Source organism: Flexithrix dorotheae DSM 6795 (assembly GCF_000379765.1).
GTDB classification, from domain to species: Bacteria; Bacteroidota; Bacteroidia; order Cytophagales; family Flammeovirgaceae; genus Flexithrix; species Flexithrix dorotheae.
In genome coordinates this window covers 149,928-166,571 of sequence record NZ_KB903434.1, presented here as the reverse complement: position 1 = coordinate 166,571, position 16,644 = coordinate 149,928, and the positions used below count along the sequence as shown (strand labels likewise).

Below are 16,644 nucleotides of genomic sequence, written 5' to 3'. Positions count from 1 at the left end.
AATGCTTGAGCAAACGCGTAAAAAGCAGGCGGTAAAACATTCATTACAATATAAATTTTTTAACAAAACAATTTTCGACATGCAAAATAGAAATGGCATTGTCCTACTTACCATCATCATTACGGTATTAAGTATATTTTATCTGTCATTTACTCTGGTATCCAGAAAGGTACAGAATGATGCAGACGAATATGCCATGGACGAGTCTGGGGCAATTAATAATGGCAAAAAACAAGCATTCCTGGATTCCATCTGGAATGAGCCTGTATACCCTGTGTTCGATTTCACTTATAAAGAAGTAAAAGAAAGCGAGCTTAACCTTGGGCTTGACTTAAAAGGGGGAATGCACGTAACCCTTGAAGTTTCTCCAGCTGAAATTCTTGTGGCTTTATCAGGAAATAATAATGATCCTAATTTCCGTCAGGCCTTAAAAATGGCCAAAGAGCAACAAACTCAAAGTAGAGCAAATTATACTACTCTGTTTTTCAATGCCCTGGAAGAATTATCTCCAAATGCCTCTTTGGCAAGTTTCTTTGCCAATACTGCTACAAAAGGCAGAATCGATTTTGATACAGAGGATGATGAAGTGAAGAAAGTAATTGAATCGGAGGTAGAAGACGCTATTGACAGAACCTTCAATATCATCAGAACCAGAATTGATAAATTCGGAGTATCTCAGCCTGAAATCCAAAGGGTACAGGGAACTGGTAGAATTCAAATAGAATTGCCTGGTGTGGATAATCCTCAAAGGGTTAGAAAACTGTTACAAGGTGTGGCAAAATTAGAGTTCCTTGAAGTGTGGAGACCTCAGGAATATTCTCAGTATTTGATGGCGATCAATGATTATGTAGTGAAAAAGCAAAAAGCTGAGAAAGCAGATGGTGTTGAAAGTGAGGAAGGAGAGGAGCTATTTGCCGAAGAGGAAAATCAAGAGTCTGAGGTCGATCCATTATTTGCCGATGACAATTCAGCTTCAAGCGATACTACTGCACAGGCCGATTCTACTCAGCAGGCATTGGAAGACCTGCAATCCCAGTATTCTGAGCTATTGACTTTAAATGTTTTAGGACAGACTGGAGGGTTAGGTTATATGATTTCTGATACTGCAAAAATCAACAAAATCATCTATGATCCTGAAATAAAAAGTTTGATTCCTCCTAACATGTATTTCATGTGGAATGTAAAACCTAGAAATGATGCGAATGGCAATCCTTTGGATTTTATTTCGCTGAATGTATTGAAAAAGGAGAGAGGAGGAAAAGCGCCTCTAACCGGTGAAGTTGTAGAAGATGCTCAAAACGGTTTCGATCAATTTGGACGTCCGGATATTTCCATGAAAATGAATGTGGAGGGAGCTAAAAAATGGAAAAAGCTTACTGGAAATAATATCGGAAATCAAATTGCTATTGTTTTAGATAACTATGTTTATTCTGCTCCAACGGTGCAGGGAGAAATTCCAAATGGTAGTTCTTCTATTACCGGTGATTTTTCTGTAGAAGAGGCAAAGGATTTGGCGAACGTATTGAAGGCTGGTAAATTACCTGCTTCTCCAAGAATTGTAGAGGAAGCAGTAGTTGGACCTTCATTAGGAAAGGAAGCACAAATTCAGGGAATTCAGTCTGTAATCTTCGGTTTGATCTTAGTGGTAATCTTTATGATTGCTTACTATGCTAAAGGGGGTATGGTTGCCAATGTGGCACTGTTCATCAATATTTTCTTCATCTTTGGTATTTTGGCGCAGTTGAATGCAGCCTTAACTCTACCTGGAATTGCCGGTATCGTACTGACAATTGGTATGTCCATTGATGCCAACGTACTTATTTTTGAAAGAATCAGGGAAGAATTAAAGGTTGATCCAAGTAACCTTTTGAATGCTATAAAACTTGGTTACGAAAGAGCCTTCTGGACCATTTTTGACTCCAACGTAACTACAATGCTTACCGCAATTTTCCTTTATTCATTTGGTGCAGGACCAATTAAAGGATTTGCAATTACTTTAATGATCGGTATTGCCTGTTCATTCTTCTCAGCGGTTTACATTACCAGAGTGATTGTAACTTACCTCACCAGAAAAGGAAATGAAAGCAAAATTTCTTTTGTGACTCCACTTTCCAGCAAAATGTTGAGCGGATTAAATTTCGAATTTATTGGAAAAAGGAAAGTTGCCTATACTATCTCAGCTATTTTGATTGTATTGGGAGTTGGTGCAATGGCTACTAATGGCTTAAACTTTGGTGTGGACTTTCAGGGTGGTAGATCTTATATCGTAGAGTTCAAAAAGGATATCATTCCTTCAGACTTACAGGTGGATTTACAGGGGCATTTGGAAAATTCAAGTGTGCAGGTGAAAACTTTTGGTGGTGACCAGAAAATGAAGATTACCACAAACTACCTTGTAGAAGATGAATCTTCAGCGGCTGACAGTACTGTAATGAATGCCTTGATTGCGGGAATTTCTGAGTTTTCAGGTGATCAATATGAATCGAATTCGGATTTGATTGCAGAGGGTAAATTTACAATCCCAAGTACTGCCAAAGTAGGAGCAACTATTGCAGATGATATTAAGGATTCCGCATTTACTTCGGTAATTTTTGCTTTGATTGCCATCTTTATGTACATCTGGGTGAGGTTCCGAAACTGGAAATTTGGTATTGGTGCAATTGTAGCTCTTTTCCACGATGCTATGATAGTACTTTCCATGTTTGCCTTTGCATATCTGTTTGGAATTGGATTTGAAATTGATCAGGTATTTATTGCCGCACTGCTTACCGTAATTGGTTATTCTATTAACGATACTGTGGTAGTATTTGACAGGGTTAGGGAATTTTTAGGTCTAAGACCACACCACGATTTGCATGAGACTATGAATGATTCTATTAATAGTACTTTAAATCGTACTTTGATTACATCAGTTACAACTTTATTGGTTGTACTTATCCTGTTCTTATTTGGTGGTGAGGTATTAAGAGGTTTCTCTTTCGCTCTATTGGTTGGTATTCTTGTAGGTACTTATTCTTCAATTTTTGTAGCCACTCCTATTGTTTATGATGCTATGAAAATAGAGGAAAAACAAACTAAAAAGGAAGGATCTGTAAAAGCAGCAAAAGCTTAATAAGGATTCCCATTTATAAATAAAAAAGCGGTGACTGAGGTTTTTAAGCCTACAGTTACCGCTTTTTTTGTTCTTTGCTTTCTTATTAAAAACCGTGAATAAAAGAAAAGTAAGCACTGTCCATCAGGATCACTTCATTCTGAATAAACTCCCGCATGTAGACAACTTTATTTTTAAGAATGATGTCTGAGCTTGCCCATTCTTCCAAAGCCAGATAACTATTTTTCATTAATAGGAAGGCAAAAATTTCTGCCTTATCCTCTTCAATTCCATAAGTGGAATAGCCGGTTACAAATCCCGATAAGGGATGAAGGCTGGCAGCAAAATTATCGTCCCCGTAAGCCGCAGCACCTCCAGGACCATAATTAAAATTAACATCATTCAGGGAAATCCAATAAGGGTCATTGTAATACATGGTCCCAAAAGAATTTTCCTCGATCATATGGTAATACTCATGGTGAATGGAATGGCAGATGTAATTTTCCCCATAGTGTGCATAGCCAATATCATAATAAAGCACTTCTCCAAAGGCATCGGGGATCGCAAACCTTTTTTGTCCGTTTACACTAAGGTTTTTCACTAAAGCGATAGCCATTAAGTTCGATTTTACAACCCAATCCTTAGGATATTTTCTCCATTCCTTTGCAAGAATATTTGTAAATTCCAGCAAAGCAAGGCTATCAGACTCGTCCAAAAAATCCCATTCCGCATTGGTGGCAGCATAGGAACTTGCTGAAAAGTTCCCGGTATAAATACTGATTCCATAATCTCTCTCCAATGATTTTAATTTCGAATAAGCATTCATTAATTTCCCTTCATTAGGAATGTGAATGCCGGAAAGCAAAAAAGCTGCAAAGAGAAAAATCAGGGAATCAGTTTTATTCATAAATCAGAAGCCTATTTTTTTAGATTTCCAACCGTTTGTTTCAAGGTCTTCCACAGATTCCATCACTTTTGTTTTCAATTGTTTTTTAAATTCAGCAAGGTTTTCTGCCACTTTAACATTTGAGGTTCCAACAATCTGAGCAGCAAGAATTCCTGCATTTTTTGCTCCATCAAGTGCCACAGTAGCCACCGGGACACCACCCGGCATTTGCAAAATTGATAACACAGAGTCCCATCCATCAATAGAATTGCTGGATTTTACAGGAACTCCGATTACGGGCAAAGTGGTTAAAGAAGCTACCATTCCGGGTAAATGGGCGGCTCCACCTGCACCGGCAATTATGGTTTTAATTCCTCTTTCCTTAGCAGCCTGGGCATATTCTACCATTCTTTCCGGAGTCCTGTGTGCTGAAACAATGGTCACCTCAAAAGTTACTTCCAGTTCTTCCAATACCTTTGCAGCTTCTGCCATAACCTTTAGGTCAGACTTACTTCCCATTATTATTCCTACTTCAATATTTTCCATAATTTTTTTGTCGTAAAGGTTTCTTTTTGGTCATTTAAATTGCTAAAATAATCTATTTATCCTTTCCTCCGGCATAATTACGAATACCTTAAATAATGGCTTAAAATAAAATTTCACCCCTAGCGGAAATTTCTTTATAAAAAGTCATTTAAAATATTATTCTTTTCAAAAATTGAAAATTAGGACCTTAAATTTACATTCGTTATATTTTTATTTTTTAGAGCATGTTTAAGTATTTTCCTTGCTTAAACATGCTCTAAAAATTAGAGGCGCTCAAAGATAAATTTATTCTATTCTGAAATTTATGAATATATACCTGGATTCCATAAAGATATTAGCTGGATTTTTAGTGATTTTAATAGCTTCCAACTGGATATCTCATTTTTTTCCAAAAATCAAACTTCCACTAATTACCGGTTTGTTAATCACAGGTATTATTTGTGGACCTTTTATTCTTGGTTTAATTCCAATTCAGGCCACTAAGGATTTAAATTTTGTGAATGAGATCTCATTGGCGTTTATCGCTTTTGCCGCTGGTGGGGAGCTTTATCTAAAAGAAATTAGAAGTAGGTTTAAGAATATTGTCTGGATGACATTAGGGCAGTTGGTTGTGACATTCATTTTTGGAACAGTGGCTATTTTTTTTGTTGGAAGTCGTATTCCATTTATGGCCTCTCTCAGCATGGAAGTAAGGCTTGCTATTTCCCTTTTGGCAGCCACAATTTTTATTGCCAGGTCTCCTTCCTCCACCATAGCCATAATAAACGAAACAAGAGCTAAAGGGCCCTTTACCCAGACTTCACTTGGAGTAACCGTGCTAATTGATGTACTTGTAATTATCCTTTTTGCCATTAATTTTTCTTTTGTAGAGGGATTGTTAATGGGTTCGGATTTTGACCTCATACTAATCGGATTGGTGTTGTTTTCCCTGGCTTTATCAGTGGTTGGAGGTTTACTATTGGGGAAAGTTATAGAGTTTATCTTGTCACTTCGGTTTTATTCTCTCTTTAAAAAGATCCTATTACTGTCCACCGGTTATGCAGTTTTTGTCGGGTCTCATATTCTGAGAGATATTGGTTATGCACAGTTTAATGTGGAACTGCATATAGAACCATTATTGGTCTGTATAATCGGGAGTTTTATTGTGACAAATTATAGCAGGTTTAAGTCTGAATTTTTCAGTATTCTCCATGAAACGGGACCATTGGTTTATATGGCATTTTTTACACTTACAGGTGCAAGTATTTCCCTGGATATTATTGTAAAAGTCTGGCCATTTGCCTTAATCCTATTTGGGGTAAACATGGTGACCATGTTTATGGGTACACAGGTAGGAAGTTTTTTAGGTGGAGATTCCTGGAAATACAGAAAGTGGAGCTGGACTCCATTTATTACCCAGGCAGGAGTTGGTCTGGGTTTAGCCACCGAAGTGGCTTCAGCGTTTGATGGCTGGGGTAATGAATTTGCCACCATAATTATTGCGGTAATTGTGCTCAATCAAATTGTCGGTCCTCCCTTATTTAAAATTGCCATTTTTCAATTGAAAGAACATCATACCCGAAAATCTAGTCCACAATATGAAGGCGTTAGGGATGCACTTATTTTTGGGTTGGAAGGAAAATCTGTGGCATTGGCAAAGCTGTTACAGAAAAATGGCTGGGAAGTGAAAATTGTGACAACTATTTCCAACCTGGATTTAGGAAATACTTCCGGTCTGGATATTCGGGTGGTAAAAAAGTTTGATAAGCCTACTTTTGATAAACTGGGAGCAGCGGATGTGGAGGCTATTGTCACGATGATGTCAGATAAAGATAATTACAAAATTTGCGAGTTGGCATATGAGAATTACGGTACAAAAGACTTGATTGTTCGCTTAAATGAACGATCGAATTACGACCATTTCAGAAAGCTGGGGGCCCGAATTGTGGAGCCTTCCACAGCAATTGTAAGTCTGCTCGATCAGTTTGTTCGCTCTCCAACCACAACCTCTCTATTATTGGGAATGGAAGAATCTCAGGGAGCGGCAGAAATTGAAGTGCAGGACCCCGATTTGCATGGGGTTTTTCTTAGAGATTTAAGACTACCTTCCGATGTGATCATACTTTCTGTGAAAAGGGGAGATAAGGTGTTGATATCCCATGGATATACGCGGCTAAGGATGCATGATTTAGTGAACGTGATCGGCTCGAAAGAAAGCCTGGAGGTAGTGAGGCTGAAATTTGAAGGGGATTGATTTTAAGGAATTGGATAAGGTTAATTTCCAGATTTATAATTTAAATTAGAATAATCCAATATTGTTCAGCCTTCTATGATTTTTCGGTTATTTTAATCGAATATTCATCTTCAATTAATGCAATAAATATTGAGATTTTCGTAAATTGGAAACTAGATAGATTTTTTTTTTATCAACCAAAACAACCAGTACGGGTGAATTTTTTGGAAGCCTGGACTGAACATTTACCTTAACCTTTAACTACTACGTAAATATGAAAATCTTTACCTTACTCCTGGGAGTAATGGTTGTATGTACCGTTCAGTTACATGCAACCGATGAACTCAATGATTCCGAATTTTTCCTTGGTACAGTTTATTTAAAAAATGGAAAAGTGATTCATGGAAAAATAAAACATGAATTAAACCCTGCCATTATCATTCTAAAAAGACAGAATATTGCTCAGGCTTTTACCCCACAATTAGTAAGTTCCTTCCAGTATTTTGATGAAAAAACAAACAAAGTCAAAAAATTTATTTCTCTCTATAAAGAAACTAAAGATAGAGGATATTACAGAAGAGTATTTTTTGAAGTACTTGTACCGGGGGAAATAAATTTACTGAAAACTTCCCGCAAAATACTTAACCCGGAAAGTAATAAATCAATGAGGTACAAACAAGACAGAGAGAAATATATTTTTCTGCACAAATATTTTCTGCTTTCAAATGAAAAACTGGTAAATATTAAAAATTTTGAAAAGCAAATGGAATCTGTGTTAGGGGAAGATTTATTTGCAGTGAAGGAATTTATTAAAGAAGAAGAATTAACACTTAATGGTGAAACAGCCTATATAAAAGTTTTAAATTATTATAATCAGATTTCAAATTAAACCAAAAAAAAGGGGACCAAATTAATTCAGTCCCCTTTTTATAAAAATTCCCGGTATTAAATTACCTGAATGGAAGCTTTATATCTACCAGTTAAATCCTTTCCATGAATATCAAGGTCTATTTTTCCAGACCCGAAGTACTTAAAATGTTTTTTTCTCCAACCTCCTTCTTTTTTCTCCATATATAATGTAACCTCCACGGTTTCTCCCTTAGGGGTAAATACTTCTCCCTGAATAAAATTAATTCCATTTTCATTTTTCTCCTTTCTGGTCACTCTGAACTTAGGTGTATTTCCTTTAGAGTTATGCAAATGGAGCACTTCTTTATAGCTGAGCGCCTGTCCCTCTTTTTGATTGGCATAATAGGCTAGCGCATGGTAATTTCCAGTGAATGAGCAATCACCCAGATTCATTGGGATAATTCCGGACCCCCTTCGGTTATAATATTTTTTCATCCAGTGACCATTTTCCTGCTGAAGAAATACAAGTACTTCTACATTGGCACTGGCACTGGCACTTTTTACCAAACCTTTTTTAAGTAATAGGCCCTTCATTAAACATACTTCTGGTTTTTCTGATTGGATTTTAACCACAGGCTTAGGATATTCCCCACCATTATTTAAAACAGTATGACTGGATAATAATATGGTTACGATCAATCCTGCGAACAATAGCTTTAGCGACTGCATTTTGATTAGTATTAAATGAAGAAAATAATTTGGAATACTAATCCCTAATTTTATTCCATTTTAAAAAAAAGCTGGCAAATGCAAAAGAGGACTTGTAACCACTCTGTACCATTGTAATTTTATTTTGAATTCCTGTAGTGATCCCAGGAAAGCCTTACATTTCTAATTGAAAATATGAAATTCTGGCATTAACAAGATTTAAACTTATTAAGATAAAATGCTTTAAAGTCTGATATTGTAATATTTGATTATTATGGTGAAAATGCCTGGAAAAGAGGTGGTTGATCCAGATTATTTGTTTTTTTATTTTGATTTTATGCGGTTATTAAAAATAAATAAAGAAAAAGAGAAGTTTTGGTGTATTTAATAATTTACCAAATGGAGAAAATTTTCAGTTCAAAATCTTCTCTTTTATGTCATCTCATTAACACTGTAAGAAAGTGTGTTTGTTTAAATTAATCAGGTTAAATAATTAAAACATTTTTTTTAAAATCCTCATCTTATATTAGAAAAAAATCATACATGAGGGAAAAGCCCAAACTAAAAGAAGAGAATAAAATAATGAGCATTAAAAAACGGATGATATAAGACCTTTGGTTTTTATAAAGAATAATGGACAAAAGGAAAAATATTAGCATTGCTGCCTGAAAAAAATGCCAGCCATCAGTTAACCATACGAAAATGGTGATAGACCCTGGAAAACGGGGAGACTTATCTTTAGGAAAATCCTGATACTTGTTTTTCCAGCTAATATCAGGATTCCAAAATTCCTGCTCAAATTTTACCGAATTATTAAAAATTGACTTCCCATAATGGAATTGTAAAGTATCCATCACTCCATTTGACATCCCCGCCAGGAAAACCATCACTACTGTTAATAGATTATTTTTGAAGTGGTGAAGAGCCTTGGGAAGGAATTGCTTTACCATGAGACTGCTCTAAAACTATGAAAGAAGTTTTTTAATTGCAGTATCCATTTTTCCAAAATCGAAGCTTTGCTTTACCCGCTCAAACTTTTCAGTAATCTGGGTATTGCATAAATTCCCTACGCTCCCTTCGTGGGTATGATGAATGTCTGTTTTATCCACATAAGTTCCTTCCCCAATCTGCTTACCAATATTTTTATAAGCATCCCTGAATGAAGTCCCCTTCAAAACCTCATCATTTACTGCTTCTACACTAAATAGGTATTTATATCTGCTATCCTTAATTATTTCATCTTTTATAATAATGTGTTGGAGCATATAATTGGATATTTCAAGGCAATCTTTAAGGTCTTTTAAACCATCAATAAAAGATTCTTTAATAAGCTGAAAATCCCTGTGGTATCCTGAAGGAAGATTCCCGGTGATTAATGAAATTTCATTGGCTAAGGCCATAATTTTATTGCTCTTTGCTCTTACCAGTTCAAAAACATCAGGATTTTTTTTGTGTGGCATGATGCTGGAACCTGTAGTAAGTTGATCGGGGAAGGTAAGAAAACCAAAGTTTTGGTTCATGTATAAAGTCACATCCATGGCCATTTTCTCCAGAGTCCCGGCAATTGAGTTCATGGCGAAAGCCAATGTTTTTTCAGTTTTTCCCCTTCCCATTTGAGCATAAACCACATTATAACTTAAATCTTCGAAGCCTAAAAGTTCGGTAGTCATGGTTCGGTTCAGCGGAAATGAAGAACCATAGCCTGCCGCTGAGCCAAGAGGGTTTTGATTAGAAACTTTAAAGGCTGAATTTAAAACGAGCAAATCATCAGCAAGGCTTTCTGCATAGGCTCCAAACCAGAGGCCAAAAGAGGATGGCATGGCTACCTGAAAGTGCGTATATCCCGGAATTAAAACATCTTTAAATTGTTCACTTTTGTGAATTAAAGTAGAGAAAAGTTCATTAATTAATTCAACCAAAACCTTAATTTCAGAACGCATATAAAGTTTCAAGTCCACCAAAACCTGATCATTTCTCGATCTGCCACTGTGGATTTTCTTTCCAGTGTCACCCAGTCGTTCGGTAAGTAATTTTTCAACCTGTGAATGTACATCTTCTATTCCATCCTCGATTGTAAAATTACCCTCCTCAATTTCCTTGTAAATTTCTTGTAAGGCTTTTACTAATGTTTTTAATTCTGCTGCTGTGAGTAAACCAATGCTTTCCAACATGGTAATATGGGCAATTGATCCTAAAACATCGAAAGGAGCTAGTTCCATGTCCAGTTCCCTGTCCCTGCCAACTGTGAAATTTTCAATTTTTTTATCAATGCTGAAATCTTTTTGCCACAACTTCATCGCCTTAATTTTATGATTTTAAGTAATTAGTGAAATATTCTCCATTTTGAGCCTGATCGGAATGGTGTTCCCAAAAATGAATTCAGGTTCTTAAAATACCAGACCACTGAGCAAATTTACATAAGTTTCAATTCCCTGCTTTATTTCTGATAAATAAATATACTCATCGGCTGTGTGAGAACGAGCGGAGTCCCCCGGACCAATTTTTATGGTTGTAAAAGGCATTAATGCCTGGTCGGAAAGGGTTGGAGAACCATAATAGCTTAAATTCAGTTCAATTCCCTTTTTTACTATCGGATGATTTAGGGAAATTCCTGAAGAATTCAATCTGAAGGACCTTGGGTTTACTTCACATTCCACATGCTGTTTTATGATTTCATAAATCTCTTTATTGCTATAGGCGTCAGTGCTTCTCACGTCAACTACAAATTTACATAAGTCCGGAACCACATTATGCTGTTTTCCTGCCTCAATTTGAGTGACTGACATTTTTATTTCACCAAGCGTTTCAGAGGTTCTCGGGAAATTGAAAGTTCGGAACCACTCAATATCTTTCATAGCCTTGTAAATACTGTTTACCCCTTCATTTCTTGCGGCATGCCCAGCCTTTCCGTGAGCTGTACAGTCCATCACCATTAGCCCTTTTTCGGCAATAGCCATTTGACACTGAGTAGGCTCACCCACAATTCCCAGGTCAATTTTCCCAAGCTTTTCCAGAATACTGGCAATTCCATTTTTACCAGAAATTTCTTCTTCAGCAGTAGCTGCAAAAATTAAATTAAATTCATTGTTTTCATCCTTCATAAGTAAGAATGCTCCTAATAGTGCCATTAGAGGTCCTCCCGCATCATTACTGCCCAGGCCGGTTAATTTATCATCTTCAAGCAATGGAAAAAATGGATCTTTTGTCCAGCCGGGATTGGGTTTTACAGTATCATGATGACTATTTAATAAAATAGTTGGTTTGGCATCGTCAAAATGAGGGGAGGTCACCCATACATTATTAAGATGCCTGTTTACCTGAAGGTTTTTTGATTGAAGAAATGATGCAATTAAACTGGCCGTTTCATCTTCTTTCCTGCTCAATGATTTAGTGCTGATTAAGGTTTTTAATAAATCTGTAACTTCAACCCAAATTTTTTCTATTTCCATAATTAATATTTGTAGCCAAATCGCCTAATTCAAGTGCTTTTACCAATAAGAAAAGACAATGTGCGAATTTAGGGATTCTATGGTTAATATATCCTTTTCAGAACCATATAGCCTTCCTTAATTAAAGCAAGGCAAAAAAAAATCCTTTATTCAAAGGGATTGAATAAAGGATTCGTAAAAGAAAGTTCTTCGAAATTATTTGACCTTAACTGTTTTTGGAGCTTCTACTTTTACCTCTTTAACAATCCCTTTTTGTGGCTTTTGTGCTTTCACATCGGATGTGAAAAAAATTAGTACAAAAGGTATGGCAAAGAAAGTTATGATAATATAAGCAAATCCTACCATTCTGTTTCTCAAAGTGGCAGTTCCCAAAGTTTCTGCAAGGAAAATTGGGATATTTCTTATGCTCCTAATTGGAAAAAGTAATAATACACCAATCAGGTTGAAAAACAAGTGACAGAAGGCTACACTTAACGCTGCCTCTGTTTGGGAAAGTGCAGCAATAAGCGCTGTGACAGTAGTGCCTATATTGGCACCCATCAGAAATGGGAAAACCTGTTTTAAGGAGGCTTTATCGGCAGCTACAAGCGGTACAGTAAGTGAAGTGGTAACCGAACTCGACTGAACAGAAGCAGTGATAAGTGCTCCCCATGTTAATGATTTTACCGGATTTCCGAAAATATGTTTTTCTAAAGCTTTTTGGGAGTTTCCAATTAATAATTTCTTAAGAACTGCCGTAAATCCTCTTAAAGAGAAAATTAACCCAACCATGGAGACGGCAAAGATCAAAAGTGCATTCTTTCCTAAGAACGATATAATCCATTTTCCAACTGGTTTTACTGTAACCCCTAGGATACTGAACATCTCCTTACTTTCGAAAGCCTCTGAGTAAAACAGTCCAGCTACATAATGACCCAATCCGGAAAGAAATCCGGTGAAATATTCCAATGGAAAAATAATAGCTACTACAATGAGATTGAAAAAATCATGGACTGTTGCAGCCCCAATAGCTTTCTTGAATTCCTCTTTTTCTGTTACGTGTCCCAGAGCTACAATACTACTGGTTACACTGGTTCCAATGTTGGCCCCCATTATCATGGGTACGGCATTTTCAAGTGTTAGTGAACCGGAGGCTACAATTGCCACAATCATTGAAGTGGAAGTAGAACTACTTTGAATAATTGCTGTGGCTAACAAACCAACAAAAAGACCGATAAATGGATTAGAGGTGATAGAAATAATTTGCTGAGCAACATCTTTTCCCATTAACTTAAAAGAGCCTCCCATAAGGTTGAGTGAAAGCAGAAAAGCGAACAGGATGGCGATTACAAAAAACACTCTTTTTGATATCTCCAGAGTATTTGAATTGTTACTGATTTTTTCCATAATTTTTAGGCATCTGATGTGCCTTTTCTGTACAAATTTTATGGTTAATTTTAAGTCTATTTAACCAAAGTGTAAACATATGCCCATAAAAAACCCTGACCAAGCTTTGAGTTTTTCTTTTTGATGAATTTTATGTTACTGTAATGTTAAATGTGCTTATAACAGGCTATTAAAAGGGTTTTGTGAATGATTTTAAATAAAAAAATAGTGGAAATCCTGTGTTTTTAGGAGCGAAAAATACAGGATTTCAGGAGTTAAAAATTCTTTGGATCAATCAGTAGTCGGACAAAAAAAATGAAGCCTGAACGTACCATTTCAGGAATTATTTATGATTTTTTTTACTGGAAAAAACAGGAATGTATAATTTAATAAAGTTGGCTAATTCTACCTTGCTCAAGGGATTTTACCCCATTTTTTGCACAGGCTTTTACCAGGTGAATTAATCCGGCAAACCTGGAATCTTTTGTTAATCCCTTTTGGTATCGGGCAAAAATTTGTTGGGCAATCACCCCAACTTTAAACGATCCAAAAACATAATAGAAATTGATATTGGAACAATCCGAACGGGTAAGCGAAGAATAATAATCTACCACTTCCTGTCTGTTGAGATTACCAGGTAGCCAGGTGAGATTAAACGGCTTAAGAAAATCAGGATCATTTGGTTCCGACCAATAAGCCAGGGAGGTTCCCAAATCCATCAGTGGATCGCCAACAGTGGCCATTTCCCAATCAAGAATGGCTTCTACCTCATTCAAATTTTTGGGATTAAGCACAAGGTTATCGTACTTAAAATCATTGTGGATAAAAGAAGTATTAGATTTTTCCGGCTGATTAGCCTGCATCCAATCAGCCAATTCATTCATCTGTGGGATGTGATCGGTTTCGGCCTTAAAATACCGGTTTATCCAGCCTTTCACCTGTCTTTCTACATAACCTTGAGGTTTTCCCAATTTTTGTAAGCCTGACTTTTTAACATCGACCTGATGTAAGGAAGCAAGGTTCTGAATGGCCGATTGGGAAACTTTTTTCATTAGTTCGGGATTAAGGTCTATTCCCTTGGGAGCTTTATTTCTTAAGATTATCCCTTTTTTTCTTTCCATCACATAAAATGGACTTCCTAAGATTTTTTCATCCATTGAAAATAAAAGGGGTTTGGGGACTTTGATCCCAACTTTAGACAAGGCATTCAGCACTTTAAATTCCCTTCCCATATCGTGAGCGGATTTTATATTAGCTCCAAAAGGCGGTCTTCTTAATACCCATTCATTTTCTCCATATTTTATCAGATAAGTCAGGTTGGAGAATCCACTTGGAAATTGAGCGATTTCCAGTTTTTCATTAGTTGTTCCTAAAGAATGCTGGAAAAAATTATTAAGTTTTTCTTTATCCAGTTCTTCTCCTTCCCTTATATTTTGAGGTTGATCAATTATTTCGGACATACATGGAATTTTTATCCCTTAAAATCTATTTTTTTATGTGTGCCATCACAAAATGGTTTATTCCCTGAGGCCCCACACCTGCAAAAAGCTGTGGATTTTATTTTCTTTTCTTCCCTACCATCACTGTGTTTTATCAGAATATCCCCTTTTATTAATAATGGTCCGTTTGGAAAAACCTCTATGGAAATGGCCTCCACTTCCGGTTTCTCCTCTTCATTGTTGTACCAGGTAAGGGCCCCTGATGGACATTTATCTACCTGTTGGGAAATTCTTTCAGATGAGGAGCCGTCCATTTTTATCCATGGCCGTTTATTTGGGTTGAAGACATTATATAATCCTTTCCAACAATTTGTGCTGTGGATGCATTTGTGGGGTTCCCAAACCACTGTTATTTCCCCATTAGAATATTCTTTTACTACATCTTTTTTATCGCTCATGAGTAGTTCCTGGTTAAGATTCTATCACTTTTACAAATTAAAAAAAGTAATGGAAAGTGACTAATTATTTGATTGATTTCCATCAGCAAAGCCTTGTATTTCAACAAGTCAGGCCACAATTTTTCAGAAATGAAACAATTCCTTTTCCTATTATGTTTTTCATTCTCGCATTAAATTCCAAACTTGTAGATAATTCCTCCAGATTTTTTTTACTTATTCCCCAACCAAAATGGATTTATTAGCATTTTTAAAATCGCATGAAAATTTAGGCCGAGTGCCTGAAAATCAGTTGCAATGGTTTATTGATCATGCTGAAGAGCATACCTATGAAATGGATGAGATTATTTTTAGACCAGACGATGAAATAGTAGAACTTCAGATTGTTTTAGAAGGGGTGATCAGAATTTACAGAGTACAAAATGGGCAGCAAAGGGATTTTTTCAGGCTGGAAAGAGGAAGTATTTCAGGGGTGTTGCCTTATTCCAGGTTAAAGACTACATCTGCCTATTCTACTGCAGTAGAGAAATCAAGAGTGTTGGGCTTACACAAATCTCTTTTCCAGGAGATGATCCATGAAAATTATGAACTAACAGAGGTGTTTGTACATCAAATGACTTCCCGGGTCAGGAGTTTCACCGTGAGGCAGCAAATGGATGAAAAATTAATTTCGTTGGGAAAACTCTCTGCAGGTTTGGCTCATGAATTAAACAATCCGGCTTCAGCCATTGTGAGAAGTTCTCAGGCTTTAAAAAATCACTTGAAAGTTTTGCCAGAAAATTTTAAAAAAGTGATTAAAATAAAAATGGGGGATGATGAAGTAGACGCTGTAAATCATATTTTGTTTTCAAGAATTAATTCGAAAGAAGGTAGCCAATTGTCTTTAATGGAAAAAACTGAACTGGAAGATGAATTAGAGGATTGGCTGGAGGAACATGGAGTAGAGGAAGCTTATGAATTGACGGAAAATTTAATTGAATTTGGCTTTGAGACAGAAGACTTAGATGAAATTTTAGCGTATGTTCCTGAGCAATATTTTTCACCGATTATAAAATGGATAAATGACAACCTGACGACTGAAAAAATGGTGTTGGAAATTGAAGAAGCATCCAGGAGAATCTCGCATTTGGTAAATTCTGTGAAATCATTTACCTATATGGATAAAGATGCAGATAAACAGGAAATCGACATTACTGAAGGGATTAGAAATACGGTAAATATTTTGGCCCATAAACTAAGGAAAAATAATGTTACTTTTAAGGCAGAATTCCCCCCTGATCTCCCAAAGGTAAAGGCCTATCCCGGAGAGTTGAATCAGGTTTGGACGAATCTTTTTGATAATGCCATAGATGCCATGGAAGCCAGCGGAGGAAGTTTAATAGTAGGCGCTAAAGTGGAGGGAAGATTTATGAAAGTACAAATTACCGACAATGGAACAGGTATTCCGGAAGGCATTTTATCCCAAATTTTTGATCCATTTTTTACTACAAAGGATATGGGTAAAGGTACAGGCCTGGGATTGGATACTGTTCAAAAAATTATTTCGAACCATAACGGTGAAGTAAAGGTGGAATCAAAGCCGGGAAATACGAAATTTTTGGTTTGTCTGCCTATCTAAAAATAAAGAAGCGATAAAAATATAAT

The 16,644-nt window shown here is 36.3% G+C and carries 13 protein-coding genes; 4 read left to right on the top strand and 9 right to left on the bottom strand.

Annotation, left to right across the window (positions count from 1 at the left end):
* Positions 1 to 79 precede the first annotated feature (79 nt).
* Positions 80 to 3,112, top strand: a complete 3,033-nt coding sequence (secDF, locus tag A3EM_RS0109270) for a protein translocase subunit SecDF (RefSeq protein ID WP_044237877.1) — start codon at positions 80 to 82, stop codon at positions 3,110 to 3,112.
* 85 nt (positions 3,113 to 3,197) lie between these two features.
* On the opposite strand, the gene A3EM_RS45660 is transcribed toward secDF, so the two are convergent.
* Both A3EM_RS45660 and purE read right to left on the bottom strand, forming a co-directional pair.
* Positions 3,198 to 3,998, bottom strand: coding sequence for a zinc-binding metallopeptidase (locus tag A3EM_RS45660; RefSeq protein WP_020527919.1), 801 nt, complete (start codon positions 3,996 to 3,998; stop codon positions 3,198 to 3,200).
* A 3-nt stretch (positions 3,999 to 4,001) separates the two neighbouring features.
* Entirely contained in the window at positions 4,002 to 4,523 is a 522-nt protein-coding gene (purE, locus tag A3EM_RS0109260) for a 5-(carboxyamino)imidazole ribonucleotide mutase (protein ID WP_020527918.1), read from the bottom strand.
* A gap of 304 nt (positions 4,524 to 4,827) precedes the next feature.
* Between purE and A3EM_RS0109255 the strand changes: the two genes are divergently transcribed.
* Together A3EM_RS0109255 and A3EM_RS0109250 are read left to right on the top strand one after the other, a co-directional pair.
* The gene (locus A3EM_RS0109255; protein WP_020527917.1) at positions 4,828 to 6,756 is read left to right on the top strand and encodes a cation:proton antiporter domain-containing protein; all 1,929 of its coding nucleotides are present in this window, start codon (positions 4,828 to 4,830) and stop codon (positions 6,754 to 6,756) included.
* Positions 6,757 to 7,009: 253 nt separating this feature from the next.
* The gene (locus A3EM_RS0109250) at positions 7,010 to 7,624 is read left to right on the top strand and encodes a hypothetical protein (RefSeq protein WP_020527916.1); all 615 of its coding nucleotides are present in this window, start codon (positions 7,010 to 7,012) and stop codon (positions 7,622 to 7,624) included.
* A gap of 56 nt (positions 7,625 to 7,680) precedes the next feature.
* Here A3EM_RS0109250 and A3EM_RS0109245 read toward each other — a convergent pair whose 3' ends face one another.
* From A3EM_RS0109245 to A3EM_RS0109210, 7 genes are all read right to left on the bottom strand, one after another.
* The gene (locus A3EM_RS0109245; RefSeq protein WP_020527915.1) at positions 7,681 to 8,313 is read right to left on the bottom strand and encodes a hypothetical protein; all 633 of its coding nucleotides are present in this window, start codon (positions 8,311 to 8,313) and stop codon (positions 7,681 to 7,683) included.
* Positions 8,314 to 8,813: 500 nt separating this feature from the next.
* The gene (locus tag A3EM_RS0109235; RefSeq protein ID WP_020527913.1) at positions 8,814 to 9,242 is read right to left on the bottom strand and encodes a hypothetical protein; all 429 of its coding nucleotides are present in this window, start codon (positions 9,240 to 9,242) and stop codon (positions 8,814 to 8,816) included.
* 15 nt (positions 9,243 to 9,257) lie between these two features.
* Positions 9,258 to 10,589, bottom strand: a complete 1,332-nt coding sequence (gene argH / locus A3EM_RS0109230; RefSeq protein WP_020527912.1) for an argininosuccinate lyase — start codon at positions 10,587 to 10,589, stop codon at positions 9,258 to 9,260.
* Between the two features lie 90 nt (positions 10,590 to 10,679).
* Positions 10,680 to 11,741, bottom strand: coding sequence for a M20 family metallo-hydrolase (locus A3EM_RS0109225; protein WP_020527911.1), 1,062 nt, complete (start codon positions 11,739 to 11,741; stop codon positions 10,680 to 10,682).
* Positions 11,742 to 11,936: 195 nt separating this feature from the next.
* A complete protein-coding gene (locus tag A3EM_RS41935; RefSeq protein ID WP_020527910.1) occupies positions 11,937 to 13,127 on the bottom strand; it encodes a Na/Pi symporter in 1,191 nt (396 codons plus the stop codon).
* Between the two features lie 365 nt (positions 13,128 to 13,492).
* Complete coding sequence (locus A3EM_RS0109215; RefSeq protein ID WP_020527909.1) at positions 13,493 to 14,566, bottom strand: phosphotransferase family protein; 1,074 nt, start codon at positions 14,564 to 14,566, stop codon at positions 13,493 to 13,495.
* Between the two features lie 11 nt (positions 14,567 to 14,577).
* A complete protein-coding gene (locus tag A3EM_RS0109210; protein ID WP_020527908.1) occupies positions 14,578 to 15,003 on the bottom strand; it encodes a (4Fe-4S)-binding protein in 426 nt (141 codons plus the stop codon).
* 229 nt (positions 15,004 to 15,232) lie between these two features.
* Here A3EM_RS0109210 and A3EM_RS0109200 point away from each other — a divergent pair, with 229 nt between their 5' ends.
* Positions 15,233 to 16,618, top strand: a complete 1,386-nt coding sequence (locus tag A3EM_RS0109200) for a sensor histidine kinase (RefSeq protein WP_020527906.1) — start codon at positions 15,233 to 15,235, stop codon at positions 16,616 to 16,618.
* The last annotated feature ends 26 nt before the right edge of the window (positions 16,619 to 16,644 follow it).

Excerpts from the sequence above, each read along its gene's own strand:
- secDF (WP_044237877.1), top strand. The coding sequence starts at position 80 with ATGCAAAATAGAAATGGCATTGTCCTACTTACCATCATCATTACGGTA.
- A3EM_RS45660 (WP_020527919.1), bottom strand. The coding sequence starts at position 3,998 with ATGAATAAAACTGATTCCCTGATTTTTCTCTTTGCAGCTTTTTTGCTT.
- purE (WP_020527918.1), bottom strand. The coding sequence starts at position 4,523 with ATGGAAAATATTGAAGTAGGAATAATAATGGGAAGTAAGTCTGACCTA.
- A3EM_RS0109255 (WP_020527917.1), top strand. The coding sequence starts at position 4,828 with ATGAATATATACCTGGATTCCATAAAGATATTAGCTGGATTTTTAGTG.
- A3EM_RS0109250 (WP_020527916.1), top strand. The coding sequence starts at position 7,010 with ATGAAAATCTTTACCTTACTCCTGGGAGTAATGGTTGTATGTACCGTT.
- A3EM_RS0109245 (WP_020527915.1), bottom strand. The coding sequence starts at position 8,313 with ATGCAGTCGCTAAAGCTATTGTTCGCAGGATTGATCGTAACCATATTA.
- A3EM_RS0109235 (WP_020527913.1), bottom strand. The coding sequence starts at position 9,242 with ATGGTAAAGCAATTCCTTCCCAAGGCTCTTCACCACTTCAAAAATAAT.
- argH (WP_020527912.1), bottom strand. The coding sequence starts at position 10,589 with ATGAAGTTGTGGCAAAAAGATTTCAGCATTGATAAAAAAATTGAAAAT.
- A3EM_RS0109225 (WP_020527911.1), bottom strand. The coding sequence starts at position 11,741 with ATGGAAATAGAAAAAATTTGGGTTGAAGTTACAGATTTATTAAAAACC.
- A3EM_RS41935 (WP_020527910.1), bottom strand. The coding sequence starts at position 13,127 with ATGGAAAAAATCAGTAACAATTCAAATACTCTGGAGATATCAAAAAGA.
- A3EM_RS0109215 (WP_020527909.1), bottom strand. The coding sequence starts at position 14,566 with ATGTCCGAAATAATTGATCAACCTCAAAATATAAGGGAAGGAGAAGAA.
- A3EM_RS0109210 (WP_020527908.1), bottom strand. The coding sequence starts at position 15,003 with ATGAGCGATAAAAAAGATGTAGTAAAAGAATATTCTAATGGGGAAATA.
- A3EM_RS0109200 (WP_020527906.1), top strand. The coding sequence starts at position 15,233 with ATGGATTTATTAGCATTTTTAAAATCGCATGAAAATTTAGGCCGAGTG.